This window comes from Nocardia tengchongensis (genome assembly GCF_054781395.1).
On record NZ_BAAGUM010000015.1, the window covers coordinates 345,437 to 370,321 of the forward strand.

Annotated in this window: 23 protein-coding genes and 2 tRNA genes; 15 read left to right on the top strand and 10 right to left on the bottom strand. The window is 68.7% G+C overall.

Annotated features, from left to right (window positions below; all coding sequences use genetic code 11):
* Nucleotides 1-2: 2 nt before the first annotated feature.
* Complete coding sequence (locus tag ACYVKL_RS28080) at nucleotides 3-1,400, bottom strand: MFS transporter (protein WP_379166140.1); 1,398 nt, start codon at nucleotides 1,398-1,400, stop codon at nucleotides 3-5.
* 435 nt (nucleotides 1,401-1,835) lie between these two features.
* Between ACYVKL_RS28080 and ACYVKL_RS28085 the strand changes: the two genes are divergently transcribed.
* Nucleotides 1,836-2,861: an alpha/beta hydrolase gene (locus ACYVKL_RS28085; RefSeq protein WP_379166141.1), complete on the top strand. Its 1,026-nt coding sequence runs from the start codon at nucleotides 1,836-1,838 to the stop codon at nucleotides 2,859-2,861.
* An 80-nt stretch (nucleotides 2,862-2,941) separates the two neighbouring features.
* On the opposite strand, the gene ACYVKL_RS28090 is transcribed toward ACYVKL_RS28085, so the two are convergent.
* The 3 genes from ACYVKL_RS28090 to ACYVKL_RS28100 form a co-directional block, all read right to left on the bottom strand.
* A tRNA-Leu gene (locus tag ACYVKL_RS28090) sits at nucleotides 2,942-3,026 on the bottom strand.
* A 98-nt stretch (nucleotides 3,027-3,124) separates the two neighbouring features.
* Nucleotides 3,125-3,436 carry a hypothetical protein gene (locus ACYVKL_RS28095; RefSeq protein ID WP_343223201.1) on the bottom strand — a complete coding sequence of 104 codons (312 nt, stop codon included), beginning with the start codon at nucleotides 3,434-3,436 and terminating at the stop codon, nucleotides 3,125-3,127.
* 139 nt (nucleotides 3,437-3,575) lie between these two features.
* Nucleotides 3,576-4,400 carry a tetratricopeptide repeat protein gene (locus tag ACYVKL_RS28100; RefSeq protein ID WP_379166142.1) on the bottom strand — a complete coding sequence of 275 codons (825 nt, stop codon included), beginning with the start codon at nucleotides 4,398-4,400 and terminating at the stop codon, nucleotides 3,576-3,578.
* Nucleotides 4,401-4,674: 274 nt separating this feature from the next.
* Between ACYVKL_RS28100 and mihF the strand changes: the two genes are divergently transcribed.
* The 11 genes from mihF to ACYVKL_RS28155 all read left to right on the top strand — a co-directional run bounded on the left by mihF (nucleotide 4,675) and on the right by ACYVKL_RS28155 (nucleotide 14,441).
* Nucleotides 4,675-4,989: an integration host factor, actinobacterial type gene (gene mihF / locus ACYVKL_RS28105; protein WP_213555367.1), complete on the top strand. Its 315-nt coding sequence runs from the start codon at nucleotides 4,675-4,677 to the stop codon at nucleotides 4,987-4,989.
* A gap of 139 nt (nucleotides 4,990-5,128) precedes the next feature.
* Nucleotides 5,129-5,213 (top strand) — tRNA-Leu (locus ACYVKL_RS28110).
* Nucleotides 5,214-5,298: 85 nt separating this feature from the next.
* Complete coding sequence (locus tag ACYVKL_RS28115; RefSeq protein ID WP_379166143.1) at nucleotides 5,299-5,934, top strand: TetR/AcrR family transcriptional regulator; 636 nt, start codon at nucleotides 5,299-5,301, stop codon at nucleotides 5,932-5,934.
* 88 nt (nucleotides 5,935-6,022) lie between these two features.
* Nucleotides 6,023-7,162 (top strand): phosphotransferase family protein, encoded by a 1,140-nt coding sequence (locus ACYVKL_RS28120; RefSeq protein ID WP_379166144.1) that lies wholly within the window; start codon nucleotides 6,023-6,025, stop codon nucleotides 7,160-7,162.
* A gap of 56 nt (nucleotides 7,163-7,218) precedes the next feature.
* The gene (locus ACYVKL_RS28125; RefSeq protein ID WP_379166686.1) at nucleotides 7,219-8,304 is read left to right on the top strand and encodes a TIGR03857 family LLM class F420-dependent oxidoreductase; all 1,086 of its coding nucleotides are present in this window, start codon (nucleotides 7,219-7,221) and stop codon (nucleotides 8,302-8,304) included.
* A 77-nt stretch (nucleotides 8,305-8,381) separates the two neighbouring features.
* Nucleotides 8,382-9,173, top strand: coding sequence for an SAM-dependent methyltransferase (locus ACYVKL_RS28130; RefSeq protein ID WP_379166145.1), 792 nt, complete (start codon nucleotides 8,382-8,384; stop codon nucleotides 9,171-9,173).
* A gap of 119 nt (nucleotides 9,174-9,292) precedes the next feature.
* Nucleotides 9,293-9,784 (top strand): nuclear transport factor 2 family protein, encoded by a 492-nt coding sequence (locus ACYVKL_RS28135; protein ID WP_379166146.1) that lies wholly within the window; start codon nucleotides 9,293-9,295, stop codon nucleotides 9,782-9,784.
* 135 nt (nucleotides 9,785-9,919) lie between these two features.
* Complete coding sequence (locus tag ACYVKL_RS28140; RefSeq protein WP_379166147.1) at nucleotides 9,920-10,543, top strand: hypothetical protein; 624 nt, start codon at nucleotides 9,920-9,922, stop codon at nucleotides 10,541-10,543.
* A 97-nt stretch (nucleotides 10,544-10,640) separates the two neighbouring features.
* Entirely contained in the window at nucleotides 10,641-12,002 is a 1,362-nt protein-coding gene (locus ACYVKL_RS28145) for a cytochrome P450 (protein WP_379166148.1), read from the top strand.
* Between the two features lie 123 nt (nucleotides 12,003-12,125).
* The gene (locus ACYVKL_RS28150) at nucleotides 12,126-13,328 is read left to right on the top strand and encodes a lipase family protein (RefSeq protein WP_379166150.1); all 1,203 of its coding nucleotides are present in this window, start codon (nucleotides 12,126-12,128) and stop codon (nucleotides 13,326-13,328) included.
* A gap of 150 nt (nucleotides 13,329-13,478) precedes the next feature.
* Nucleotides 13,479-14,441 carry an alpha/beta hydrolase gene (locus tag ACYVKL_RS28155; protein WP_379166688.1) on the top strand — a complete coding sequence of 321 codons (963 nt, stop codon included), beginning with the start codon at nucleotides 13,479-13,481 and terminating at the stop codon, nucleotides 14,439-14,441.
* Here the strand turns inward: ACYVKL_RS28155 and ACYVKL_RS28160 are convergent.
* Nucleotides 14,431-15,402, bottom strand: a complete 972-nt coding sequence (locus ACYVKL_RS28160; protein WP_379166691.1) for an RNA polymerase subunit sigma-70 — start codon at nucleotides 15,400-15,402, stop codon at nucleotides 14,431-14,433. The genes ACYVKL_RS28155 and ACYVKL_RS28160 overlap by 11 nt on opposite strands.
* Before the next feature lie 164 nt (nucleotides 15,403-15,566).
* Complete coding sequence (locus ACYVKL_RS28165; RefSeq protein WP_379166152.1) at nucleotides 15,567-16,556, bottom strand: zinc-binding dehydrogenase; 990 nt, start codon at nucleotides 16,554-16,556, stop codon at nucleotides 15,567-15,569.
* 219 nt (nucleotides 16,557-16,775) lie between these two features.
* On the opposite strand from ACYVKL_RS28165, the gene ACYVKL_RS28170 reads away from it, so the two are divergent.
* Entirely contained in the window at nucleotides 16,776-17,891 is a 1,116-nt protein-coding gene (locus ACYVKL_RS28170) for a hypothetical protein (RefSeq protein WP_379166153.1), read from the top strand.
* A 5-nt stretch (nucleotides 17,892-17,896) separates the two neighbouring features.
* Here the strand turns inward: ACYVKL_RS28170 and ACYVKL_RS28175 are convergent, their stop codons facing one another.
* A complete protein-coding gene (locus tag ACYVKL_RS28175; protein WP_379166154.1) occupies nucleotides 17,897-19,027 on the bottom strand; it encodes a glycosyltransferase in 1,131 nt (376 codons plus the stop codon).
* A gap of 312 nt (nucleotides 19,028-19,339) precedes the next feature.
* On the opposite strand from ACYVKL_RS28175, the gene ACYVKL_RS28180 reads away from it, so the two are divergent.
* Nucleotides 19,340-19,561, top strand: a complete 222-nt coding sequence (locus ACYVKL_RS28180) for a hypothetical protein (RefSeq protein ID WP_379166155.1) — start codon at nucleotides 19,340-19,342, stop codon at nucleotides 19,559-19,561.
* 5 nt (nucleotides 19,562-19,566) lie between these two features.
* The gene (locus ACYVKL_RS28185) at nucleotides 19,567-20,640 is read left to right on the top strand and encodes a hypothetical protein (RefSeq protein ID WP_379166156.1); all 1,074 of its coding nucleotides are present in this window, start codon (nucleotides 19,567-19,569) and stop codon (nucleotides 20,638-20,640) included.
* 45 nt (nucleotides 20,641-20,685) lie between these two features.
* Here ACYVKL_RS28185 and ACYVKL_RS28190 read toward each other — a convergent pair whose 3' ends face one another.
* From ACYVKL_RS28190 to ACYVKL_RS28200, 3 genes are all read right to left on the bottom strand, one after another.
* Nucleotides 20,686-21,579 (bottom strand): NAD(P)-dependent oxidoreductase, encoded by an 894-nt coding sequence (locus tag ACYVKL_RS28190; RefSeq protein WP_379166157.1) that lies wholly within the window; start codon nucleotides 21,577-21,579, stop codon nucleotides 20,686-20,688.
* A 167-nt stretch (nucleotides 21,580-21,746) separates the two neighbouring features.
* Nucleotides 21,747-23,198, bottom strand: coding sequence for an FAD-dependent oxidoreductase (locus tag ACYVKL_RS28195; RefSeq protein ID WP_379166158.1), 1,452 nt, complete (start codon nucleotides 23,196-23,198; stop codon nucleotides 21,747-21,749).
* Between the two features lie 129 nt (nucleotides 23,199-23,327).
* Nucleotides 23,328-24,848, bottom strand: coding sequence for an FAD-dependent monooxygenase (locus tag ACYVKL_RS28200; protein WP_379166159.1), 1,521 nt, complete (start codon nucleotides 24,846-24,848; stop codon nucleotides 23,328-23,330).
* Nucleotides 24,849-24,885: the final 37 nt, after the last annotated feature.

The following is a 24,885-nucleotide window of genomic DNA, read 5'->3' on the forward strand; positions in this document are numbered from 1 at the left end:
GGCTAGGCCGCGACCGGCGTGCGTGATCGGGCACGCTCGGTCGCCGCGGCAGCGACATTCGACGGCTCGCTGTCGTGGTGCGCCGGTTCGGGGTGCGCCACCTCACGCCAGATCGCGGATGCGCGCAGTTCGCGCAGCCGCAGGCCCGCGATTCGAGTGAGGATCAGGCTGATGGCGACCGCGGCGAGGGCGGAGACGGCGCCGCCCGCGGCGAAGCCGACGCGCGGACCGTAGGTGTCGGTGATCCAGCCGACCAGGGGCGCGCCGATCGGGGTGCCGCCCGTGAAGACCATCATGAACAGCGCCATCACGCGGCCGCGCATGGCCGGGTCGGTGGCCAGCTGGATCGAGGAATTCGCGGTCACGTTCGCCGTCAGGCCGAACATGCCGATCGGTATGAGCAGGAGCGCGAACAGCCAGAAGGACGGGGTCAGCGCGGCCACGATCTCGAGCAGGCCGAAGACCAACGCCGCCGCGACCAGCTTGCGCAGCCGGGAGGTGCCGCGGCGGGCCGCCAGCAGCGCACCGGCCAGTGAGCCGGCCGCCAGCAACGCGTTGAGCAGGCCGTAAGTCTGTGCGCCCGAATGGAAGACGGTGTGGGTGAAGGCCGTGAGCCAGATCGCGAAGTTGAAGCCGAAGGTGCCGATGAAGCCGACCAGCACGATCGGCCAGAGCAGCTCGGGCCGGCCCGCGACGTACCGCAGTCCTTCGCGCAGCTGGCCCCGGCCGCGCGGCGTGCGCTCGACCTGACGCAATTCGCTGGTGCGCATCAGCAGCAGGGCCGCGATCGGGGCCACGAACGACAGTCCGTTGAACACGAACGCGTAGCCGCTGCCGACCGCCCCGATCAGCACACCCGCGACCGCGGGACCGACCAGCCGGGCGGATTGAAAGTTCGCGGAATTCAAGCTCACCGCGTTCGACAGCTGGTCCGGTCCCACCATCTCCGAGACGAAGGTCTGACGGGCCGGGTTGTCGACGACGGTCACCAGACCGAGCACGAACGCGGTCGCGTAGACATGCCACACCTGCACCTCGCCGGTGAGGGTGAGCACGCCCAGCGCGAGCCCGGTCGCGCCCATCGCGGACTGGGTGAACACCAGCAACGGCCGCTTGGGCAGCCGGTCGACCAGCACCCCGCCGTAGAGCCCGAACAACAGCATGGGCAGGAACTGCAGCGCCGTCGTGATGCCGACGGCGGCCGCGGATCCGGTGAGGGTGAGCACCAGCCAGTCCTGCGCGATCCGCTGCATCCAGGTGCCGATATTGGAGATGACCTGACCGGTGAAGAACAAGCGGTAGTTGCGGATTCGCAGGGAGCCGAAGGTGCTGTGTGGGGGAGGAGCATCGCCGGGGGTGTGTCGAACATCGGACTGGGGCGATACGACTCCCGGCCTCACAGATCTGCCTCCTGAGGGTGCGACGGACTACGGGTATGCGGGTCCGCTCCTGAACCGCTACCGCCCGGAGGGGGTGAGAAACATATCGCCGGCTCTGCGACAAGATCGGCAGCAGCACACGCGGCCCGGCAGCTTACGACGTCGTCGGCGTGGCCGGGAATCCCAAATACTTTCCTTAGGCTAACCAAATTGCTGCGCGGATGCCACTGATTTTGTCGAGGCTCACAACGGGGAACGGCCTCGATAACTGATGAAGGTCAGCACACGACCGGCACATTCGATTGCACTGCAATGTATTTCGCACCGGTCACGCAACGGGCAAGCGAGGATAGTGCATCCCGCGCAGACCATGTTCGACATTTGACAAGATCACCCGGAGGGGTTGCAGTAGATCACCCGGAATCGAACCGGGCACAGTTGATCGGGGGAGATTCGATGACAACAATGCTGCGCGCAGCACTGGCAGTGGCCATCGCGGCCGCGGGGATGGCCATGATGCCGGCGCGAGGACACGCGGAAGCCGATCCCGTCTGCCGCGAAGTGGATATCCCGGTGCAATTGTCGGGACGAACCGAGCACATCTGGGGCGAGATCTGCGATCCGGTGGGCGGGCCGTCGGCGCTGCTGCAGGTGCTGATTCCCGGCATCACCTACGACCATCACTACTGGGACATGCCGGGATTCGACGGCAAATACTCCTACCCCCGATATGCCGCGGCGGCAGGCTATTCCACACTCGCGATAGACCGTCTCGGCACAGGCAACAGCTCGCGCCCGGCGGCCCTCGACGTGACGACCGTGTCCCACGCCGATACCGTGCACCAATTGGTACAAGCGGTGCGCAGGGGCGATCTGGGGGAGCGCTGGAACACGGTCGTGACCGTCGGTCACTCCCTTGGCACCTTGATCGCCGAGCAGGAAGCCGCGGTCTACCGCGACGTGGACGGCGTGATCGCCACCGGCTGGCTCATCCCGCCGGGTGTGGTGGCCAGCGCCGGGATACTCGCCCGCCACGGCGTCGCGACACCCGGCAACGGTGTGCCGCAACAGGATTCCCTGCCGCTGTACTTCGCCATGACTCCGGGCAACCGAGCCTTCTTCTACACGGCCGGCAACTACGACCCCGAACTGCTCGCCGCCGACGAGCGCTACCGCCAGACCGACACCGCCGGCGAGATGATGACCGTCCCCATCCCGTGGGCCTCGGCAGCCCTGGCCCCGATCTCGGCCCCGGCCCTGGTGGTCGTCGGCGAATCCGACTCATTCTTCTGCACCCCACCGGAACACACCGCCTGCACCGCGGCACAGGCCGCCGAATCACAGCGCTGGTTCTTCGCCCCGCAGTCGAACCTCCAGGCCCACGTCCAGCCGGGCTCCGGCCACAACATCGCCCTCTCGCTGAACAACGACGACGGCTACAACGCCATGATCGCCTGGATCCGAGCCACCTTCCCGGGCTGAGAGACGGAAAGCGCCCTGCGGCAACGAAAACGGGTGGTCGTGGAGAAGTTCTCCACGACCACCCGTTCTCGGTCTGTCTGTGTCCGGAGGGGGACTTGAACCCCCACGCCCTAATACGGGCACTAGCACCTCAAGCTAGCGCGTCTGCCATTCCGCCACCCGGACCGGTGGTGCTGCACAAGATTAGCGGAGTGGTTGACAGAAACGGAAATCGGGGCTGGGCCAGGCGAAACAGGGTGGGCCGGGGGAGGATTCGGGGTGGGTTACCGGAAGAGGATGCCGGCGAGGTTGGCGTTCTTGATGGGGGTGTCCTTGTTGTTCTGGACCTGACAGAGGGCTTGGACGGCGGCCATGGACAGATCGACCTGGGTGCCGGAGGGCTCGTTCTGGGTGCCGCTCTGCTGCTTGATGAACTTGGTGATGGTGACGCGCTGGGTGTCGGCGTTCTGGATCAGGTAGTCGCTGCACTTGGTGTCGCCGCCCTGGTTGAGCGCCTTCTCGACGTCCGAGCAACCCGAGAGCAGGGTTACGGCCAGTGCGGCGGCCGCCACGGCCGTCCATCGCGCAGTGTTCATCGTGGGTTCCTCATGGGTCGTGCGCGGGGCCGTGCCGGCCGCGCGATCGACCGCCACTGTAGATGGGCGGGTCCGTGCGGCAATCGGGGCTCGACCCGGAAATTCACCTCCGGGTCGCGTGATGTGCGTCACGGGCCGGTCAGCGCTCGGCGGCGCCGCCCGCACGCCACGCTCGGGCCTCGCCGGGATTGCCGCGGCGGGTGAGCAGTTCGGCCAGCCCGGCCATGGCACGCGAGTCACCGTGGGTGGCGGCGGTGCGCCACCAGTGTTCGGCCTCGGTGTAGTCGCCGCGGCGATAGCGGACCACGCCCAGGTCGTAGGCCGCCCCCAGATGCCCGAATTCGGCTGCCTGCGTCCATAATTGGCAGGCCTGCTCCTCGTCTCCGCGACTCTGCATGGCCACGCCGAGCTCGTAGAGGGCGTTCTGGTAGCGGGCCGCGTCGGCGGGCGGCGCGGGTCGCGGAATGGTGAGGGCGGTGGTGAGTTCCACGACCAGCTCGCCGAAATCGGGTGGGCCGACGCCGGTGCTGCAGTGCAGGACGGTGATGGTCGGTTCGCGGGTGATGAGCATCCCGTAGTTGCCGGCCCAGGAGACGGTGGCGCCGCCGTCGTCGACCCAGACCGGGGTGAGGGTGATGGCGGCATCGGTTTCGGTGGGGCACACCTCGAGGTCGATCCCGCCGTCCATCGCATCGCTCCAGACGTCAACCCCCCTGAGCCGGCGCCCGCCCAGCAACACGTGCCCGCGGTCCACCGCGAGCCCGATGCCGAGACTGCGCACACCCACGCGCGCGGCGGCCGTGCGCAGGGTCAGCCGGACCGTGGTGGGGGAGACGCCCAGAACCTCCGAATACAGGGGGTAGACGCGGGCTCCGTTCCAGGTCACGGGGTCCGCGCTGGCATATCGATCGGCCAGTGGCGGCACGGTCGTGGCCGGTTCGGCATACGGATACGACCCCTGCATCTGCGCCGCCCTTCGCCGGTGCCCGGTGATGTTCGCGCCCACCGTAGTCCTGATGTCGGGTGTGGGTCCGGGTATTTGCCAGCTACGTCTTCCAGCAAACATCTGGTCGTCCGACCGGCGCTGTGGGAGGCTCCAGAGGGGCCTCCGATGTCCGAATTTCGCCGGTCGCTCGACGTGTCGGCCACGTCCGCGCGGTGTGTCGTACTTGCGGAGGGCCCTGTGTCCTGTTGAATCGTCGGCGAAATACCAGCGAACGAGTGAAAGGTAAGGACATATGGCTCTGCCCACCATGACCCCCGAACAACGCTCCGAGGCGCTGGCCAAGGCCGCAGCGGTTCGCAAGGCCCGCTCGGAACTGATCGCGCAGGTCAAGAAGGGTTCGGTCAGCCTGGCCGAGGTGCTCAAGCGCGCCGATGCGGAAGACTTGGTCAAGAAGACGAAGGTGGCGGCCGTGATCAAGGCGCTGCCCGGCATCGGCCCGGTCAAAGCCGCCAAGCTGATGGACGAGGCCGAGATCCCCGTCGACCGCCGCATCGGCGGCCTGGGCTCCCGCCAGCGCGCCGCGCTGCTGGAGGCACTGAAGGCTTGAGATTGGGGGGTGGCCTGCCGGGTCGGTAACCGGCCCGGCGGCAACCACTCCCACCGCCTCTGGTCGCTCGGCAAAAACGCACTACATCGATCGATTTGGTCCGCGCGGCCCGATCCGATAACCTTGCTGAGCATCACCGGTCCGGGTGGCGGAATGGCAGACGCGCTAGCTTGAGGTGCTAGTGCCCGTATTAGGGCGTGGGGGTTCAAGTCCCCCTCCGGACACAGACAGTACGTTGAGGGCGGTTGTGGCTGAGGATTCAGCCGCGACCGCCCTTTTTCGTTCGAGACGCGCGGAATGGAAACAGCGATGGCCGAACCGAATTCGACGATGCAATCCGCGGCCGGGACTCGCCTGAATCGACGGGGCCGGGAAACGCGGCAACGACTGCTCGACATCGCCATCGGCACGCTCGCGGAGGGCTCCGGGGAACCGCTGTCGGCGAATCGGGTGGCGCGCGACGCCGGCGTCAGCTGGGGCACCTTGAAGCATCAGTTCGGCGACATCGACGGACTGTGGGCCGCGGTGCTGACCGAGGTGACCGATCGCAGCGGCGCGAACAGTCCCGAGATCTGGCCCCCGATCACCGGTTCGATCCAGGAGCGGGTGTCGCAGATGATCACCGCGATCTGGACCATCCTCGACACCCCGGAGGGCCGGGCCGTCGAGGCGCTGCGCGCCGGACTGCCCAACGACCAGGCCGAGCGCCTCTCGGTGTTCCCGCTGACCACGGCCGCCATGGCCGACTACGAGGACGCCTGGCTGCGGGCTTTCGAATACTCCCTGGCCGACCTGAACCTGGATCCGGACAAGGTGCACCGGGTCCGGCACCTGATTCCGATGGCGATACGCGGGATCAATAACGAGCGCCGCCTGTCCTCGGCCACCGAAGTGGCCGGCGCGCGCGATTGCCTGGTCGACGCGATAGCCGTCTACCTGCAGTAATTCAAACTCTTTGAGAACCCTCGTTGACAATTGCGGGTGGGAGGTCCATGGTTACCCCCAGCTTTCGCAATCCAGTGAGGAGTGATCCATGTCTCCGTCCCCGCCTCCGAGCGACAAGGGCATGCGCCTGCAACGGTCCAGCCGTGACGCCGCCACCCTGATCCCGCGCCTGACCGAGTGGCTGGCCACGCAGCTGCCGGCCGACGCCGACCCGAACCTGACCCTCGGCTCCGGCATCGACAGCAACGGCATGTCGGCGGAAACCCTGACGCTGACCATGAATTGGCGCGAAGCGGGGGAGGCGCGCACCGCCGACCTGATCGCCCGCGTGGTCCCGGCCCCCGGCGACTTCCCGGTCTACGAGCGCTACAGCCTGCCCGAGCAGTTCGACGTCATGCGCATCGTGGCCGAGAACAGCCAGGTCCGCGTCCCCCGGGTGCGGTTCCTGGAGCCGACCGGCGACGTGCTGGGCACGCCCTTCCTGCTGATGGACCGCATCGAGGGCCTGGTGCCGCCCGATGTGATGCCCTACACCTTCGGCGACAACTGGCTCTTCGACGCCGACCCCGAACAGCAGCGCCGCGTGCAGGACAGCACCATCGAGACCTTGGCCGCGCTGCACGGGATTCCCGACGCGTCGACCACTTTCGCGTTCCTCGACCCGCAGCAGCCCGGCGACAGCCTGGTCGAGCGCAACCTGAACCGGGCACGCGCCTGGTACGAGTTCTCGGTCCGTGACACCGGGCCCTCACCGCTGGTGGAGCGAATCCTGGCCTGGCTCACGGCGAATCTTCCGCGGACGTTCTCCAGCGAGGCCGTCCTGTCCTGGGGCGACGCGCGGCTGGGCAACTGCATGTACCGGGACTTCACCCCGGTCGCGGTGCTCGACTGGGAGATGGCGACGATCGGCCCCCGCGAGCTCGACGTGGCCTGGATCCTGTTCGGGCACCGCGTCTTCCAGCGTATCGCCACCAACTTCGGCTTCCCCGGCATGCCGGACTTCATGCGGGCCGAGGACGTCCGGGCGGCCTACGCGAAGCATTCGGGCGTGCAGCTCGACGACCTCACCTGGTACACGATGTTCGCCGCCCTGAACTACTGCGTGGTGTTCCTGCGCGCCGGTGGACGTCAGGTTCACTTCGGCGAGATGGAACGTCCCGAGGACATCGAGACGCTGCTGCACCACAAATCCCTCGTCGAAGAACTGCTCGCCGAGCTCGGCGCCTGATTCCCGGCGTCCACCGTCATCGTTCCGAAAATCATTGGGGAAGTACAACTATCGTGATCGAGCAACTGAACGAGCTGTCCTACTACTGCATCACCCGGCACCCCGCCGACGCGCGCGTGCTGATCCCGGAGGCCCGCGACGCGGAGCGACTGGGCCTCGGGTCGTGCATGATCGGTGAGCGCATGACCGTCAAGGACTCCGCGGTCCTGTCCGGCGGTCTCGCCGGCTGCACCACCGATCTGGGCATCGCCGCGGCGGCCACCAACCACCACACCCGCCATCCGATGGTGACGGCCACGATGGGTTCGACCATGCAGGCCATCACCGAGGGCCGCTTCGCCATGGCCTTCGGTCGCGGCATGGCGGCCAACTGGAAGGCGATCGGCCTGCCCGCCGTCACCGAGGCCCAGCTGCGGGACTTCGTCGGCATCCTGCGCCGGCTCTGGGCCGGTGAGACCATCGTCAACCACGACGGACCCGCCGGTTCGTGGCCGGTGCTGTACCACCAGAACGGCCTCGAGGACGCGCCGCCGATCGGCTTCGTCGCGGTGGGCCCGAAGACCATGGAGCTGGCCGGCGCGATCGGCGACTTCGTCGTCCTCCACACCTTCTTCTCCGACGAGGCCACCGCGAATTCGGTTGCGGCGGTTCGCCGTGGCGCCGAGCGGGCGGGCAAGGACCCCGACAGCGTTCGCATCTGGTCGTGCCTGGCGACCGCGAGCGACGCGCTCTCCGCGGAGGATCAGCTGCGCCGGCGCACCGGCCGGCTGGTGACCTACCTGCAGGCCTACGCCGACATCCTGATCACCGCCAACGGCTGGGATCCGCAGGCGTGGGAGCGAATTCGCGCCACCCAGCTGTACCAGGACGCGGCGGCCGCCGGGCCGATCGACGCGTCCGCGCCGGTCGAGGTGCTCGAACAGCTCGACGCCATGGTCCCGGACGAGTGGCTCGCGTCGGCCGCCTACGGCACACCCGAGCAGTGCGTGAAGAAGATCTCGCGCGAGTACGACCTCGGCTGTCACTCGGTGATCATGCACGGCGCGAGCCCACACGAGCTGGAGTCGGTGGTCGAGGCCTACCGCGCCAATCGGCCCACACTGCGCCGGGCGGTGGCGGCGAACCCGGGCAAATTCGCCTGACGACCCGGATTCGCGGGGCAGACCGATTAGCCTGTGCACGTATGCGTGTGGCGGACGGCCGATCGGAGCGGAATGCGATGAGGGGAGACGGTCCGCTCGACCAACCGCACACTTCACGCATTTACGACTACTTTCTCGGCGGCAAGGACAACTACGAGATCGATCGGCGGGCCGCACAGGAAATCCTGACGGTGTGGCCCGCGATCCGGACCGCCGCCCGGGTGAATCGTCAATTCATGCACCGGAGTACGCGTTTTCTGGCCGAGGCCGGGATCCGGCAGTTCCTCGATATCGGCACCGGGATTCCGACCGAACCCAATCTGCACCGCATCGCGCAGGAGGTCGCACCGGATTCCCGGGTCGTGTACGTCGACAACGATCCGCTGGTGCTGGCGCATGCCCGCGCGCTGATGATGGGCGGCGAGCAGGGGGCGACGACCTACCTGCACGGTGATGTCACCGAGCCGCTCGACATTCTCGGTGCGCCGGAACTGGCCGAGATCATCGACCTGGGCGAGCCGGTCGGGCTGTCGATGATCGCGCTGCTGCATTTCGTCGAGGACGATGTCGATCGCATCCTGTCGACCTTCCTCGACGCCCTCGCTCCGGGCTCGTACCTCGTAATCTGCACCATCACAGCCGATTTCGCGCGGGAGCAGGTGGAGGCCGCGCAAGACGTCTACCGCGTCCGCAAGTTGCCCGCGCAGGTTCGCACCCGTGCGGAGGTCACCGGCTGGTTCGCCGGGCGCGACCTGGTCGACCCGGGAGTGGTGCCGCCGCACCGGTGGCGGCTCGGCGCGGGCGACGAGATGCCGGCGGTCTTCGACGCCAAGGTTTCCTGCTACTGCGGCGTCGCCCGCAAACCCTGATCCGACCTCGATCCGCGTCCGTTCCCGGCCGCGGAGACAGTCGGCCGCCACGATTAAGCAATAGTGATTAATTCAAGATCGTGGGCCGTCACGGCACACGAAAACGAAAGGGACACACCATGGGTAAGTTCAGCCGCACCGAATTGGAAGACGCGCTGCGCGAATACAGTCGGGTCGTCGACCGCTGCTCGGAAACCGGCGACTGGGGTCCGTTCGCGGATCTGTTCGTCGAGGACGTCGAATACATCGAGCACGCCTACGGCACTTTCCATGATCGCGAATCGGTCCGGACCTGGATCATCGAAGTCATGAAGCCGTTCCCGCACATGCGTTTTCCGCACGAGTGGGTCGCCTACGACGAGGACAACGACGCCATCGTGGTCGGCATCAAGAACCTCCTGGACCACCCCTCCGAGCCGGGCGTGGACTTCTGGTTCCCCAACACCACGCGGCTGGTCTACGCCGGTAATGGCCTGTTCGCCAGCGAGGAGGACATCTACAACCCGGCCCGTGACGCCGCGCGCATCATCGGCGAATGGGTCGAGGCGGGCGGTGTCATGCGTTGCGCCCCGCAGGTCGAGATGAAGTACATCGTCAAGCCGTCGGTGTAGCGGACCGAGTCAAAATCCTTGGCTTTCACGCTGTTTCACGCGTCCGTCGCGGTTCCCGGCCGCGGCGGACGTCCGCAGGTGGAGTAGGGTCTGCGACCGTATGTTTTCGAGATCGGAGTGCGTATGAATGCGGTGATGTCCCCGGCGAAGCAGGGGCAGTCGCGGCAGCGGTGGGTGTGGATCGTCGCCTCGGTGGCAGTGGTGGCCGCGGTCGCGGCCGGTGCGGTATTCGCGTTGCGGGACGGGGACTCCGACGACGCGGCCGGGGGAACGACTTACCGCCAGCAGACCGACGAATGCGTGCTGGTCTCGGCCGCGGTGCTGACCCGCTACGTCCCGGGGGCAACGTGCAAGCGCACGCCGTCGATGACGATCAACCCCGACGAGATCACCCAGACTCCCAGCTGGACCAGCGATTCCCTGACCCATCCGACCAGCATTCAAGCCGTGCTGCGGTTGGTCTCCAAGTCGCCGTCGGCCTATTCCCGGGCCAAGGCCTCGCTCGTCGATGTCTATCAGCAGCAACTCACCGGCGCGGTGACCGCCGATGTCGCGACCGCCGAGCTCGGTCCGCCGGCGCAGGAGGCGTTCGTGGTGAGCGGTGCGTCGAAGTCGATCCCGGGTCGCTCGGACGGGCGGATCGTGGTGCGCGCGGGCAACGCGGTCGTGGACATCGTCGTCACCGATTGGACCAGCGCCGCCGGCGCCGAGGCCGCGGCGAAAGCCGTTGCCGCCGATTTCATTTCCAATCTCCGATAGCCACTGTTCAGCGGGCTTTATCGCGCTTCGGGTTGAGCACCCCCTCCCTCGCAGGTAACTTCCGGCACTATCGTTCGTCACGCAGGAGGGGTTTGCTTTGCCCAGAACACAATTCGTCGCAGCACCACCGGCAGGCAGCGAACTCCGACAGGTCAGCGGGCCTGCGACGAACTCGATCACGCAACTACTGCGGCAGCGCCGCGACCCGGTGCTGGCCGCGCGCGAGGACGAGGCCGCCTACGGTCCGGTGTACGCGCTCAACATGTTCGGCACGCGGTGGATCATCGCCGGCGGACCCGAAGCGGCCCAGCAGATTCTGATGAGCAAGGACCGGGTGTTCGCCAACGGCCCCGCCTGGCAGCCGCTCAACGGACCGTTCTTCGACCGCGGCTTGCTGATGCTCGATTTCGAGGAGCACCGAGCTCACCGCTCGATCATGCAGCAGGCGTTCGGCCGCCCGGCACTCACCTCGTACCTGACCGCCCTGCACGCCATCGTCGAACGCCACCTCGGCGAATGGTCGGAAGGCAGCCTCGCCCAGGGCGATCCGGCGCTGATGCACCGCCGCCTCGAGCGACTGACCCTCGATGTCGCGCTCGAGGTCTTCATGGGCGCGCGCCTGCCCCGCGAGGAGAGCGCCCGCATCAGCAAGGCCGTCATGGAGACCCTGGCCGGCGGCGGCGCCATGGTGCGCGCCGCGATCCCCGGCAACCGGTGGTGGCGCGGGCTCCGCGGCCGACGCATCGTCGAGGCCTTCCTCATGGACCGGATCCCGGCCGCCCGCGAGCAGCAGGGCAGCGACCTGTTGTCGATGCTGTGCCACGCGGCCGACGAGGACGGCGCGCGGTTCGACGACCGCGACGTCGTCAACCACATGATCTTCCTGCTGGCCGCCGCGCACGACACCACCACCGGCACGCTGACGAACATGGTCTACAACCTGGCCAAGCATCCGGACTGGCAGAAACGCGCCCGGGTCCGCTCGCTGGAGATGCCACACGAACTCGGCTACGACGAGCTGGCCGAACTCACCGAACTGGAGTGGATTCTCAAGGAGACCACCCGGTTGTGCACTCCGATCCAGATCGAACCGCGCGTCGCGGTCGCCGACACCGAGGTCTGCGGCTACTTCATCCCCGAGGGATCCGTGGTGGTGGTGCCCACGCTGGTCAACCACCAGCGCCCCGAAATCTGGTCACACCCCGAGGAATTCGATCCCGAGCGGTTCGGCGACGAGCGCGCCGAGCACAAGCAGCACCGCATGGCATGGGCCCCGTTCGGCGGCGGCCCGCACAAATGCATCGGCCAGCACTTCGCCGGCCTGGAGATCAAGATGGTGCTGCACCAGCTGCTGCGCAGCTTCGAATGGGAAGTCCCGCAGGACTACATCATGCCGCTGGACATGAGCGCCACGCCCGTACCCAAGGACTCGCTGCCGGTGACCCTGCGGCGACGCTGACCCGCACACGGAACGAGCCCGGAACACGCCACCGAGGGACCCGCCGAGCCAAATCCGACGGGTGCGGTCGCTCACGTGCAACGATTCCCGACCGTGGCGAACGTCCGGGCTTTGCGGATAGGCATGCTGGTAGCGCTCGTAACCGCGCTGATGCCCCTAGACGCGCACGCCGACCCCCTCACCGATCTGATCAGTCCGAGCCACGACCCGGCCGGCGTGCTACCGACCCCGCCCGCCGACCCGTTCTACACGCCGCGGCCGGGCTTCGAGGCCGAGGCGCCGGGCACGGTGCTCAGCGCGCGCCCGAGCAGCGGCCTGTTCCCCAGCGCCGACGCCTACGAGCTGCTGGTGCGGTCCACCGACTCGCACGATCAGCCGGTCGCGATCATGACGACCCTGCTGCTGCCGCACGCCGCCTGGTCGGGTCCGGGGCCCCGGCCGCTGGTGTCGTACAACATTCCCATCTCCTCGATGGGGTACTCGTGCGCACCGTCGATGGAACTCAAGAAGGGGGTGTCGGCCGACGTCGTGGCCATCTCCCTGCTGCTGGCCAAGCAGTACGCCGTGGTCGTCCCCGATCACCAGGGACCGCGCCAGGCGTACGCGGCCGGATTGATGGGCGGGCACGCGGTGCTCGATTCCATTCGCGCGGTGACCCGGTCGGGGTCGCTCGAGCTGGGACCCGAGACGCCAGTGGTGATGACCGGCTACTCCGGCGGCTCGATCGCCACCACCTGGGCGGCTCAGTTGGCCGGGACCTACGCTCCCGAGATCCGGTTGGCGGGCACCATCATCGGGGGTGAACCCGCCGATTACGAACAGCTGCTGCCGGTCATGAACGGCAACTGGGGTTCGGGAGTGCTGCTGGCGGCCGCACTCGGCTTGGCCCGCGAATACCCGGAATTGCTGACCCTCTTCAACGACAACGGCTGGCGGGTCGCGCGCATGTTCCGCGATATCTGCGTCTCGCAGGAGACGATGGTCGGAATGATCGCGCCGCTGCGGGTCGAACAGTTGTCGACGGTCCCCGATCCGCTGAAACTTCCCATGGTGCAACAGATTCTGGCGGAGAACCGGCCCGGCGGAATGACTCCCTCGGCGCCGGTCTACCTCTTCCACGGCGCCAACGAGATCTTCATTCCGTTCACCGGGGTGCAAGAGCTTTTCGACGACTGGTGCGACCGGGGCGCCCGGGTACGACTGCGGCCTTTCCCCGGCGAGCATTTCATTGCCGGCGCGCTCTCCATTCCCTTGACCACCGAATGGGTCGACCAACTTCTGACCGGGGAACTGGTGCCGCCGGGATGCACCGGACCCGGCAACTGAGTAGGCGCTTGTGGTGTGGCGTACAGTCGGGGAATTGGGTGGCGTCGTTGCCGGTGAATCACCGTTGTTTCACATAGCATTCGATGTGCCCGATCGGGGGCGCTCGCAGCAGTGCTGGTTCCTGATGAATGGACATCGATGAACGCCGATATGCGTGCCGTCGCGGCAACGATTTTCAGCCTGGTGGCAATTCTGATATTCGGCGCCGGGGCGGTCCGTGCTGACCCACCCGCGGAATCGACCATTTTCGCGGCCTCCGATATGGGTCCGGAGCAGACCAGGATTTCGGTGTATTCGGCGTCCATGGGTCGTACGGTCATGGTGGATGTCCTGCACCCCGACGACGACCAGCCGCGGCCCTCCTACTACCTGCTCGACGGTGTGGATTCCGGTGCGGCCGAGACCAATTGGACGCAGAAGACCGATATCGTGTCGTTCTTCTCCGGGAAACGCGTCAATGTGGTGCTGCCGGTGGGCGGCAAGGGGAGTTTCTATTCCGATTGGGAGCGGCCCGATCCCAATCTGGGCGGCGTGCAGATGTGGGAGACGTTCCTGACCCAGGAACTACCGCCACTGATCGATCAGCGATTCGCGGGTAATGGGCGCAATGCCATCGGCGGGCTGTCGATGGGTGCGCTTTCCGCGGCGGCGCTCACCACCCGGTATCCGGACTTGTATCGCGGATTCGCAGCATTCAGCGGCTGCCTGGACACCATGAGCGCCAATGCCCGACTCGCCATCCGGAATTCGGTGCGCTGGGTCGGCGGCAATCCGGAGAACATGTGGGGGCCCGACGGCGACCCGGACTGGGCGGCCCACGATCCGCTCACCAACGCACCCGCGCTGCGCGGAAAGGCGGTGTACGTGTCGACCGGCAGCGGGATGCCCGGCCCCGAATCGCTCACCGATCCGCTGATGCCGCAGGCGGTGACATTCGGCGCGGTGCTCGAGTATTTGGTGCTCGGATGCACTGAATCGTTCCAGCGGCGACTCGACGAGGTCGATGTTCCGGCGACATTTGTCTTCCATCCGCTGGGTACGCATTCCTGGCCGTACTGGCAGCAGGATCTGCACGATTCGTGGCCGCTGATGGAGGCGGCGCTCACCGACTAGGGGCGAACAAGGCCACCAACGCCGGATCGTGGAACGCGACCACCCGCGCGACACCGGCGTCGGTCGCGGCCAGCACCACGACCCCGCTCGCCCGCAGCACGCCATCCGCGTCACGGCGATGGATGACCGCGGCGGGCTGCCCATTGGCGCTGGTGGCGGCCATCTTCCAAGCGCCGGGGGCGCCCAGCACCTGCGCGTCGAGCATGCGGATGCAGTTCGCCAATCCCGCCTGCCAATCGCGGAACGGTGTCGCCTCCAACGTGGCATCGGTGCGCAACACCTGTTCCAACAGCGCGGCATCGGCGCGTTCGAAGGCCGCGATATAGCCGTCGAGCAGCGCACGGGCGCGCGGGTCGGCCGGCTCGAGCAGGCGCTCGGGCTCTGGTTCGAGATCGCTCAGGCGGGCGCGGGCGCGCTGCAGGCCGCTCTTGACCGCGGCCGTGGTGGTGCCCAGTATGTCCGCGGTCTCCGCGGCGGAGAAGGTCAGCACGTCCCGCAGCAGCAGGATCGCGCGCTGGCGGGCGGGCAGGTGCTGCAAACTCGCGATGAGGGCCAGGCGCAATGATTCCCGGGCGACCACCACCGCCGCCGGGTCATCGCCGGCCGGGGCGACCCAGTGGTCGGGGAAGGGCTCCAGCCACGCGACCTCGCCCGGTGCGACGGGATCCGACGGGCGATCGGGGTCGGTGGCCGGGGCGTCCAGGCTCGAGGGCAGGACGCGGATCCTGCGATGCCGCAACGCCGTCATGCAGACATTGGTGGCGATGGTGTAGAGCCAGGACCGGATCGAGGCGCGGCCCTCGAAGGACGGGTAGGCGCGCCAGGCGCGCAGGTAGGTTTCCTGGACCAGGTCTTCCGCGTCCTGCGCCGAGCCGACCAGTCGGTAGCAGTGCGCCAGCAGCTCCTTGCGGAACCGCTCGGTCTCGGCGGCGAACCGGTCCTGGTCGGCGGCCTGCCGCAGCTGCGCCGTCATGCTGCGAGTCTAGGACTCGGAATCCGCGCCGATCGACAAGTCATCTGTTGCTCCCAGCCCATGCGGCTCCGCTGATCGGAACCCTCGCTCGTATCGACCCGCAGGCCGAGGCAAAGGAATCGATTCCCAGGTCAGCGGACATTCGGGCGCGGCTAGGGGAGCAGGGCCAGCTTGCCCACGGTGGCTCTGGCTTCCAGCTCGGCGAGCACTTTGCGGCCATCGGCCAAGTCGTAGGCGGTGCTCGCCCCCGGCGCCACCACGCCGGCGGCGATGAGCGCGAACAGCTCTCCCATGAGCTCGCCGAACAGCTGTGGGGCCGCCTGGATCAGCACCCCGATATTGAGCCCGATCAGGTGCACCTGGTGCTTGTACACCAGCTCCCAGTTGGTGATCGGGGCTTCGCCACCGGCCAGGCCGTAGACGACGACCCGGCCGGTGACCCGCTTGGCCATGGCCAGTGCGGTCTCGAAGGCGGAACCGCCCGCGGACTCCAGCACCAGATCCGCACCGGCGCCATCGGTCAGCCGCAGGACCTCGGCGGCGAGATCGGTTGCGCGGGAATCGAGTACGTGATCCGCACCCAACCCCAGAACCGTCGCGTGCTTATCCGGGGACGCGGTGCCGACGACCCTCGCTCCGTAGTGTTTGGCCAGGACCACCGCGGCCTGCCCGGTAGCGCCCGCGGCCGCGGGGACCAGGACGGTTTGCCCCGCCTCGAGCGCGCCGAGCTTCAGTGCGGCCAGCGCGGTCGGCCAGTTCACCAGCAGGCCGAGCGCTTGCTGGGCGGTCCAGCCGACGGGCACCGGAACCGCCGAGGCGGCGGGCAGCACCAGGTATTCGGCGAACGCGCCCTCACCGATTCCGGCCACGCGGGTCCCGGGCCCGGGTCCGGTCACCGCCTCGCCGAGCGCGACCACCTCACCGGCGGCTTCGAAGCCCGCGAGATAGGGCGGTCGCGGTCCGTCCCGGAAGACGCCGTGCGACTTCGACAGATCGGCGAAGTTGACTCCGGCGGCGGTGACACGGACGAGGACCTCGCCTCGGCCCGGGCTCGGGACCGGCGCGTCGGTGATCAGGCGCATGTCCTGGGGTCCGCGCAGGGAGTCCTGCCGCAGTGCGCGCATGGTGGCGGGAATGCTCATGGTTGTCGGGTCCTTCCGGAGTTGTCGGCACGTCCCGGGGGAGTGCCCGGTCCTTCAGGTAGACCTCGCTCACCGCGCAAAGGAATCGGCGCGCCCCCCAATGCCACGCACCGGCGGGCCGGGGCTACGCCGAGAGTGAAATGAGCGGCAGCTGATGGGTTTTCGCGGCCAGAATGGGGCGGGCCGTTCGGTCCCTGACTCGTGTGGAGGCTGTGGGAGATGACTGAGGTGCTGCTCACGCCGCCGGATGCCGCCGAGGTGCGGTTCCTGGCGCGGGGTGTGGTGAGTGCGGCGACCTGCGATCAGGGGCTCACGCCCCTGCAGCAGTTGCTGATTCCGGCGCTGTTCCTGTCGATGACCGGGCATCGAGTGGAATTGGCCGAGGTGACGCCGATCGGGGCCGCGGAGTTCGCGGCGGGCATGGCGCGGCGCAATCGGATCTTCCGGGAGCGGGTCGTGCAAACCATGCTGCTGGCGGCGCTGGTGGTGCGGCCCTTGCCCGAGGCGACCGGGAAGCAGTTGCGGGAGTTCGCCGACGCCCTCGGCGTCGACGACGACATGATCGAGGTCGCCCAGCGCTACGCGGAGGGCGCGGTGGATCTGGCCGCGGTCGACTTCACCCGCAACGGGTATCTGGGCAACACCGACACGCTGCGGCTGGACGCGCTGCACACCGAGGGCCTGGACAGCTCGTGGAGCGCGGTCACCGACGATGCCGGGCTGGCCGGGCGTTGGGCCCAGCTGTGGGAGCTGCCGGTCGGCACGCTGGGTCGTGGCGTCGCCGACTTCTATCGCGATCGCGGCTTCGTGACCCCGGGCCTGCCCGGTTCCGCGCCGCCGCTGCTGGCCCAGCACGACTGGGTGCACGTGCTCGCCGGCTACGGCACCACCCTCGAGAACGAGATCGAGGTGTTCGCGTTCATGGCCCGCGCCAATGACGACCCGCGCGCGTTCAGCCTGCTGGCCATGGTGATCTCGCTGTTCGAGACCGGGTACCTGCGTGCGGGCGCGGGCCTGTTCGAAGCCGACGCCGGCCACCTGAGCACCGCGGGCATGGCCACCCGGCTCGGCGACGCCATGCGGCGCGGGGCCCTCACCGCGGGCAGCCACGACTTCCTGGACCTGGACTGGTTCTCCCTCGCCGACCGCCCGATCACGGTGGTGCGCACCGAGATCGGGCTGGTACCCAAGGACGGGGTCGCGGTCGCCGCGGGCTCTGCGGGGCCGTGGCAACCCGGCGGAATCACGCCCTACCAGCTGAATTCGTCGAAGAACGCGGCCGCGGCCGAGGGGCGCGAGTACCTGCCCTGGCAGCCGGATCCGACCCGCGACTGACCTCGTCAGCTCGGCCCGAGCAGGTCCAGCATTCCGGAAACCGCTGCGGGCCAGGTGAATTGCTCGGCCCGGTGGCGGGCGGCGCGGCGGCGTTCGGCGCGCGGGCGGGCCAGGACGTCGGTGACGGCGGTGGCGAAGGCGCGCGGATGGTCGGCTGCCACCGCGCCCGCTTCGGCGGTGATGATGTCGGCCAGCGCCGAGGAGCGGCTCACCACGACCGGGGTGCCGGCGGCGAGAGCTTCCAGCGCGGCCAGTCCGAAGGTTTCGTGCGGGCCCGGCGCCAGCGAGACATCGGCGGTGGCCAGCAGGGTCGCCAATGTCGTCCGGTCGTCGATGAATCCGGTGAAGTGGACGGTGGGGCGGCCGTCGGGCAGCGGCGGGATGGTGCGGGCGCGCCGCTCCAGGGCTTCGCGGCGGGGGCCGTCACCGGCGACGACCAGGCGGGCGTCCAGGCCGCGGCGGCGCAGCGCCCCGACCGCGGCGATGCTGCGGTCGACGCGCTTCTCGACCGAGAGCCGGCCGCAGTGCACCAGCAGCGGGTAGTCGTCGGCGCCCAGATCGGTGCGCAGGCGGTGGTCGTGGCGGTCGGGCCGGAACATGTCCAGATCCACCCCGAGGGGGACCAGTTCGACATTGGCGGCGTCGATGCGCTGGAATTCCTCGCGCGCGAACTCCGTGGTGCACACGACCACGTCGTAGGTCGCGGCGGTGCGCCGGTTGGCGGCGTCGGCGGCGCGGCGGGCCAGCGGGCCGGGCAGCACCTGGCCCAGCAGCCGGTCGAGGCGTTCGTGGGAGATCATCACCCCCGCGATGTCGCGACGGCGCGCCCAGCGGCCGAAACCGCGCAACGTCAACCGGTCCGACACCTCCAGTACGTCCGGGCGCAAACCCGACAGGGTGTCGGCGACGCGGCGCGGATCCGCGGCGCGATAGCCGCCCGTCCACGGAATCTCCGGCGCGGGCAGCGTGATCCGCAGGACGCCGCCGGCCAGCACCTCCTCCGCGCGCCGCGGGCCGGGCACCACCAGCACCACCTCGTGTCCGGCGGCCGCGTAGCCCGCGCCGAGGTGATGCAGTGCGGTTCGCAACCCACCCGAGCGCGGACCGTAGAAGTTCGCCAGCTGAACGATGCGCACGAGGCCGATCGTGCAGGGTACCGGGTTACCGTCGGCACCTCCGACGCCAACACCACGTGAACAGCCGCGAAAGACCCGGACAACCGGGCGTGGTCCGCATCGTTCGGTCGCCCGGACCGGGTCTGTCGGGTCGAATTCCGCACCGATCGGGGCGGCGACCGGCCCCGGCCCGCCGTCGAACTGCTTGCACCCGACCTCAATTGACCGAATTCGTGCCCGCACCGGTCTGGCGCACGGCCGTCGACCTTGGTAGAGATTGGGGTACGCACAAGCGGAGTGATCCGGATCATTCCGGGGGATGGGGACGAATCAGTGGGTGCCAGAGCCGAACTGGAACAGGAACTGGGCGGGCCGCTGGCCGCGCTCGATCAGTTGAACGAGGCCGAGACGGCCGATCTGCTGGCGGTGTTCCAGCAGGCACAGCGCACCGAGAACCTGGCCATGGTGGAGGCGGTCGACAAGACCGTCGGCGCGCTGCCGTGGCCGTTGCGCACGGTCGCGAAGAAGATCATGTTCGGCAACAAGCTCGGGTAGGGGCGATGAGCGATCTGGTGACCCGCGCGCAGATCACCCTGCTGTCGCGGACTCTGCACGTGCCCGAGGAGCAGCTGGCCCATCTGGAGCAGCTGGGCGCGGCGAACCTGCACGAATTGCAGCAGCGGATGGCGACGGTGATGTTCGCCGCGCACAACGCGATCTTCTCGCGGCTGTCGATGCTGGTGCCGATCGTTCCGCTGAGCATCTCGATCCCGATCGTGCAGCGCGTGGTGCCGCCGGTGATGGCCGGGCGGGCCGCGGGCGCGATCGCGGTCGACCACCCGCAGAAGGCCGCCGAGGCGGTCAGCCTGCTCGACCCCGTCTACGCCGCCCAGGCGGTGCCCTACGTCGACCCGCACAGTGTCGGCCAGCTCGCCGAGATAGCGCCGGTCGAGCCGGTCATGCGGATCATCAACGAGTTGCTCGCGCGCGGGGACCACATCTCCGCGGGACCGTTTCTGGCCTACGCCACACCGACATTGGTGCGGGGGGTCGAGGAGCTCGTGCACGATGACGAGGGCTTGATCCGCTCGGCGTCCTACTCCTACTCCGGGACCAATATCAGCGTGATCGTGCGGCACCTGCTGTCCGGTCCGGGACGGCGCATTCCGAAACTGGTGCACACCATCCTGAATGGTTCCCAGGAGCTGCGGTTGGCGGCGTTGTCGGTCTTCGCCCGCTGTGACAGCGATGTCGTCACTCCGATCGGCGACATTCTCTTCGAGCTGGGTTCGACCGAGGAGATCGCCGACCTGGTCCGGACTTTCTTCGCCGCCGGCGCGATGCCGGAGACGTTGCGTTTCGTCGCCGAATTCAGTCCCTCGGCGCTGGATCTGCTGGCCGCCAACCCGATCGTCGCCGAGCCCGACCTGATCGCGGCCCTCGTCGACGCGGTCGACGGCTCCACCGAGCCCGCGGTGTGGCGGGGCCTGCTGGCACTGGCGAACCGCACCGAACCGGCCGTGGCCAGTGAATTCGCCTCCGCGGTCTCGCAATTGGATCCGGCGGTCTTGGCGCAGGTCGCCGACCTGGGGCTGCGTGAGGAGCTGACAGCGCTTACGGCTCGGGCCGAATAGCCCGATGGAGTGTCGTAGGCCGGGAATCACGGCCCGCGACAAGGGTTATCGGCGCGAGGACGTCGTGGCGCGCAGCTCCTCGACGGTCCGTTCGAAGGCGGCCGCGCCGTGACCGGCCTCGATCTGGCGATCCACCAGTGCGGCGAGACCGCCGAGTGGTTCGAAACCGACCCCGGCGTCGGCTGCCGCGCCGCGCAGGGCATCGAGCGCGGATTTGGTGAAGACCAGATCCTGGAAGACATCGGCGGTGTAGTCGCCGCCGTCGATGATCTCGGCGAAGGCCGGCAGCGACTGCGTCATGGCCGCCACCCAGGCGGCCGCACGGGTCGCGAACTCCGAGGCCGTGACCCCGGCCGCACCCATCAGGGCCGCACCCTGGAAGAACCCGCCGAACATCGCGTACATCGACGACAGCAGCGCGAAGTCCCACAGTGCCGCCATGCCCGCGTCGGACCCGAAATGCTCGGCGGATCCCAGCAATTCGAGAGTCGGCCGCTGCGCCTGGAACACCGTGTCCGACCCGCTGTAGAGGATGCTCGAGCCGGGCCCGCCGATCATGGCGGGCACCGCCATGATCCCGCCGTCGAGAAAATCGATGCCCCGGGCGGCGGCCCACGCGGCCAATTCCCGTGACTGCTCAGGGGTGGTGCTGGTCAGGTTGAGCCACTGTTTGCCGGCCAGTTCGGCGGCGACCGGGTCGAGCGTCTCGTGCACCGACGCGTGATCGAGCAACACGGTGACGATCAGCTCGCCGTCGCGAACCGCCGCACCCGCCGTGGCGGCCGGAACCGCGCCTGCCGCTACGACTTCCGCGTCACGGCCCGGCGTTCTGTTCCACACGGTGGTCGGGACGCCGGCGGTCACGAATCGCACCGCCAGCGCGCGGCCCATCGCCCCGAGTCCGAGGACGGTGACCGGGCTGTACTGAATATTCGTCATTGCGGGACAACTCCTGCTCGCATGGTCGAGGACTGGGCAGCGCGCGCTGTGATCGAGGCTGCCGCCAACGGCGTTGCCCCACAAGTACGCACAAATTCCTCAGACACTGACCGCGAGGTATGTATCCAGCTCGAGCGCGGACCGTCGGCGAAAGACCTCGGCGACGGCTACCCGGCTTCCGGGGCGCGGGCCGCGGCGGATCCGGCCACGCGGCCGAAGGCCAGGGCATCGGCGATGTGGAAGCCGCCGTCCTTGCACCACGAGTAGGTCGAGCTGACGTTGCCCGCGGCGTAGAGGCCGGGGATGGGGTTGGCGAAAGGGTCCAGGACTTGGGCGTTTTCGTTGCGGCGGGGCCCGCCGTTGCTCCAGGCCAGCAAGGGAGCGCTGGTGAAGGCGTAGTAGGGGGCTTCGGCGAGGGGGGACAGGGTCTTCGCGGGGCGGGCGAACTGATCGTCGGTTCCGGTCGCGCAGGCGGCGTTGTAGCGGTCGACGGTGCCGCGCAGGACCTCCGGGTCGACGTCGAGTAGGGCGGCCAGTTCCTCGATGGTGTCGGCTCGGTGGATCCACCCGGCGGCGATCTCGACGGAATTGTCCGAACTCCAGTCGTAGCCTTCGACGAGGGTGGCCCAGCCGACGGCCAGGCGTTCGCGGCCGGGGACGATCGGGCCTGCGCGGCGGGCGGATTCGTCGAAGACGATGTGCATGGGGGTGGTGGGGAACAGCTGGTAGGAGCCGTTGATGCGGGCGTGGCCGTGACCGAGCGCGACGCGCTCGTTGCACAGGCGGCGGCCGTCGAAGCCCACGTAGATGAAGGCGTTGGTGCTGGGGAATGCGGTGTAGAAGCCGGCTTCGTGGCCGGGGGCGCGCAGGCCGGCGAGGGTCATCATGTTGGACATGTGCCACAGGTCGGCTCCGGCCGCGAGGGCCATGCGCAGACCGTCGCCGGTGGCGGCCGGAGTGCCCCACACCACCGGGTCGGTCAGGCGCAGGTGGTCGCGGACCATGTCGGGGTTGGCTTCGAAGCCGCCGGTGGCCAGCACGACGCCGCGGGTGGCTCGCACGCGCAGTGCGGTGCCGTTGGGGCCCAGGGCCAGCACACCGAGGACCGCGCCCTGGTCGGTGATCAGTTCACGGGCGGGGGTGCCCAGGCGCACCTCGATGCCGCGGGCGTGGACCGCGCCCGACAGGGCCGCCCACAGCAGGCCATCGCCCATGCGGCCCTCGACGCCGACCCAGCCGCGCATGACATCACTGCCTTCGAGGTCGGGGAACTCCGGCGGCGGGGTGACCGCCACCCCGACGGGGATGCCGAGGCTTTCCATCCACTCGCTGTTGCGGGCGGTCTCGCGGGCCCACACCTCGATCACGGGCTCGGGGATCGGGCGCCCGGCGCTGAGACTGCGCAGATAGACAGCGGCCCGCTCGGGGTCCTGGTTGTCGAACCACACCGCGCCCGAGACCCGGGTGCTGCCGCCGGCGCGGGCGCCGGACTCCTTGTCCAGCACCAGCACTCGCGCCCCGGCGTCATGGGCGCTGATGGCGGCCGCGCACCCGGCCCCACCGAACCCCACGACCACCACGTCGGCCTCGACATCCCACGACAACCCCGCATCGACCACGACCGCACCGTCCTTCCGTCTCGTCTACCGCGAACGGAACCAGCACCGTGCGCGGACCGAAAACGCCGGTCCCACTCACCGGATCCCGCCACCCGCGCCGGGACGATCATCGGTCACCGCCCGATCGGGTCAGAGCGGATCGCCGAACCACGTCGTGAGCGCGAGGTCCAGGGCGTGCGGTTCGGCCGAGGTCCAGCACACGATGCCGTCGGGACGAATCAACAGGGCCAGCGGTTCGCGCGGCTGGGCGGGCTTGGCGGAGACGACCGTGACCCGATCCGACCACGGGGCCACCCGCTCGCGCAGGTCCGGGGAATCGGTCAGGTCGAGCAGAACCGCTGCGCCGGAGGCGAAATGGTCGGCGACGCGGGTGCCGTCGGCCAGCTCGAAGTCGGGGGCGGCCTTGCCGACCAGGGGATCGGCACTGCCCAGGTCGTAGCGGTGCAGGACGCCGGAGATCTTGGTCAGCACCCGGGTGGTGGCGGCGCGGGTGTCGAGCAGATCGGCGGTGACCGCGCGCAGGGCACGGCTGCGCGGGTCGGTGCGCATGAGCGCGACCTGCGCGCGGGTCCAGTCCAGCACCCAGGCGCCGATCGGATGGCGTTCGCGAGTGTAGGTGTCCAGCAACGATTCCGGGGAGCGGCCACGAATGACGGCGGCCAGCTTCCAGCCGAGGTTGACCGCGTCGCCGACGCCGAGGTTGAGGCCCTGACCGCCGAACGGCGAATGCACGTGGGCGGCATCGCCGGCGAGCAGGACACGGCCCTTGCGGTAGTCGGGGACCTGGCGGGTGTTGTCGGTGAAACGGGTCGCCGAGATCACCCGGGAAATGGACACTTTCACACCGGTGACGCGTTCGAAACTGTCCTCGAGTTCCTGCGCGGTGATGGGGGTGGTGCGGTCGGCGGGCGGGCCGTCGAGTTCGACGGTCAGGAAGCGGCCGGGGATCGGGCCGTTGACGAAGATGCCGGTGGGGGTGGTGTGCCAGCCCAGGGGCACGTTCTCCGCCCCGGTCATCTCGACCAGCGCCTGGCGGCCGGTGATTTCGGGGTCCAGGCCCGGGAATTCGAACCCGGCGAGCTTGCGCACGGTGCTGCGGCCGCCGTCGCAGCCGACCAGCCAGCTCGCGCGAATGCCGTGGTCACCGCACTGCACGGTGATGCCGATGCCGTCGTCGGCGAATCCGGTCACCTCGACACCGCGACGCACGGGCACCCCGAGTTCGGCGGCGCGTTCGGCCAGCATGGCCTCGATGGACTGCTGATCGATGAAGCGGACGTCACCGGCCGGGCCGATATCGGCGAAGGCCGGGTCCTCGCCGTCGATATTGTCCTGCCAGAGCATGATTCCGGCGAAGTGCGCGCCCGCGGGCCGGCGCACCGGCGCGGCCTGTATCTGCTTCATGCCGCCGAACATCTGGCCCATGCGGCCCATGGCCGCCTGCTGCACCTCGCGCATCCGCGGCAGCAGCCCGCGCCGGTCCAGAGCCTGGGCGGTGGGCACATTGATCGCGCCTGCCTTGATCGTCCTATCCGGTGCGGTCAGGCGTTCGACCACCAGCACGTCCACGCCCGCCAGGCGCAGCTCGCAGGCCAGCATGAGTCCGACCGGTCCGGCCCCGACCACCACCACGTCTCGTGTCTCGTTCATGTGACCCACTGTGGTGGTGGCCGATTGCCGGACGCTT

Bases quoted from the DNA above. Each gene is read 5' to 3' on its own strand.
- ACYVKL_RS28085 (WP_379166141.1), top strand. From the start codon at position 1,836: ATGACAACAATGCTGCGCGCAGCACTGGCAGTGGCCATCGCGGCCGCG.
- ACYVKL_RS28095 (WP_343223201.1), bottom strand. From the start codon at position 3,436: ATGAACACTGCGCGATGGACGGCCGTGGCGGCCGCCGCACTGGCCGTA.
- ACYVKL_RS28100 (WP_379166142.1), bottom strand. From the start codon at position 4,400: ATGCAGGGGTCGTATCCGTATGCCGAACCGGCCACGACCGTGCCGCCA.
- mihF (WP_213555367.1), top strand. From the start codon at position 4,675: ATGGCTCTGCCCACCATGACCCCCGAACAACGCTCCGAGGCGCTGGCC.
- ACYVKL_RS28115 (WP_379166143.1), top strand. From the start codon at position 5,299: ATGGCCGAACCGAATTCGACGATGCAATCCGCGGCCGGGACTCGCCTG.
- ACYVKL_RS28120 (WP_379166144.1), top strand. From the start codon at position 6,023: ATGTCTCCGTCCCCGCCTCCGAGCGACAAGGGCATGCGCCTGCAACGG.
- ACYVKL_RS28130 (WP_379166145.1), top strand. From the start codon at position 8,382: ATGAGGGGAGACGGTCCGCTCGACCAACCGCACACTTCACGCATTTAC.
- ACYVKL_RS28135 (WP_379166146.1), top strand. From the start codon at position 9,293: ATGGGTAAGTTCAGCCGCACCGAATTGGAAGACGCGCTGCGCGAATAC.
- ACYVKL_RS28140 (WP_379166147.1), top strand. From the start codon at position 9,920: ATGTCCCCGGCGAAGCAGGGGCAGTCGCGGCAGCGGTGGGTGTGGATC.
- ACYVKL_RS28150 (WP_379166150.1), top strand. From the start codon at position 12,126: ATGCTGGTAGCGCTCGTAACCGCGCTGATGCCCCTAGACGCGCACGCC.
- ACYVKL_RS28155 (WP_379166688.1), top strand. From the start codon at position 13,479: ATGCGTGCCGTCGCGGCAACGATTTTCAGCCTGGTGGCAATTCTGATA.
- ACYVKL_RS28165 (WP_379166152.1), bottom strand. From the start codon at position 16,556: ATGAGCATTCCCGCCACCATGCGCGCACTGCGGCAGGACTCCCTGCGC.
- ACYVKL_RS28170 (WP_379166153.1), top strand. From the start codon at position 16,776: ATGACTGAGGTGCTGCTCACGCCGCCGGATGCCGCCGAGGTGCGGTTC.
- ACYVKL_RS28185 (WP_379166156.1), top strand. From the start codon at position 19,567: ATGAGCGATCTGGTGACCCGCGCGCAGATCACCCTGCTGTCGCGGACT.
- ACYVKL_RS28190 (WP_379166157.1), bottom strand. From the start codon at position 21,579: ATGACGAATATTCAGTACAGCCCGGTCACCGTCCTCGGACTCGGGGCG.
- ACYVKL_RS28200 (WP_379166159.1), bottom strand. From the start codon at position 24,848: ATGAACGAGACACGAGACGTGGTGGTGGTCGGGGCCGGACCGGTCGGA.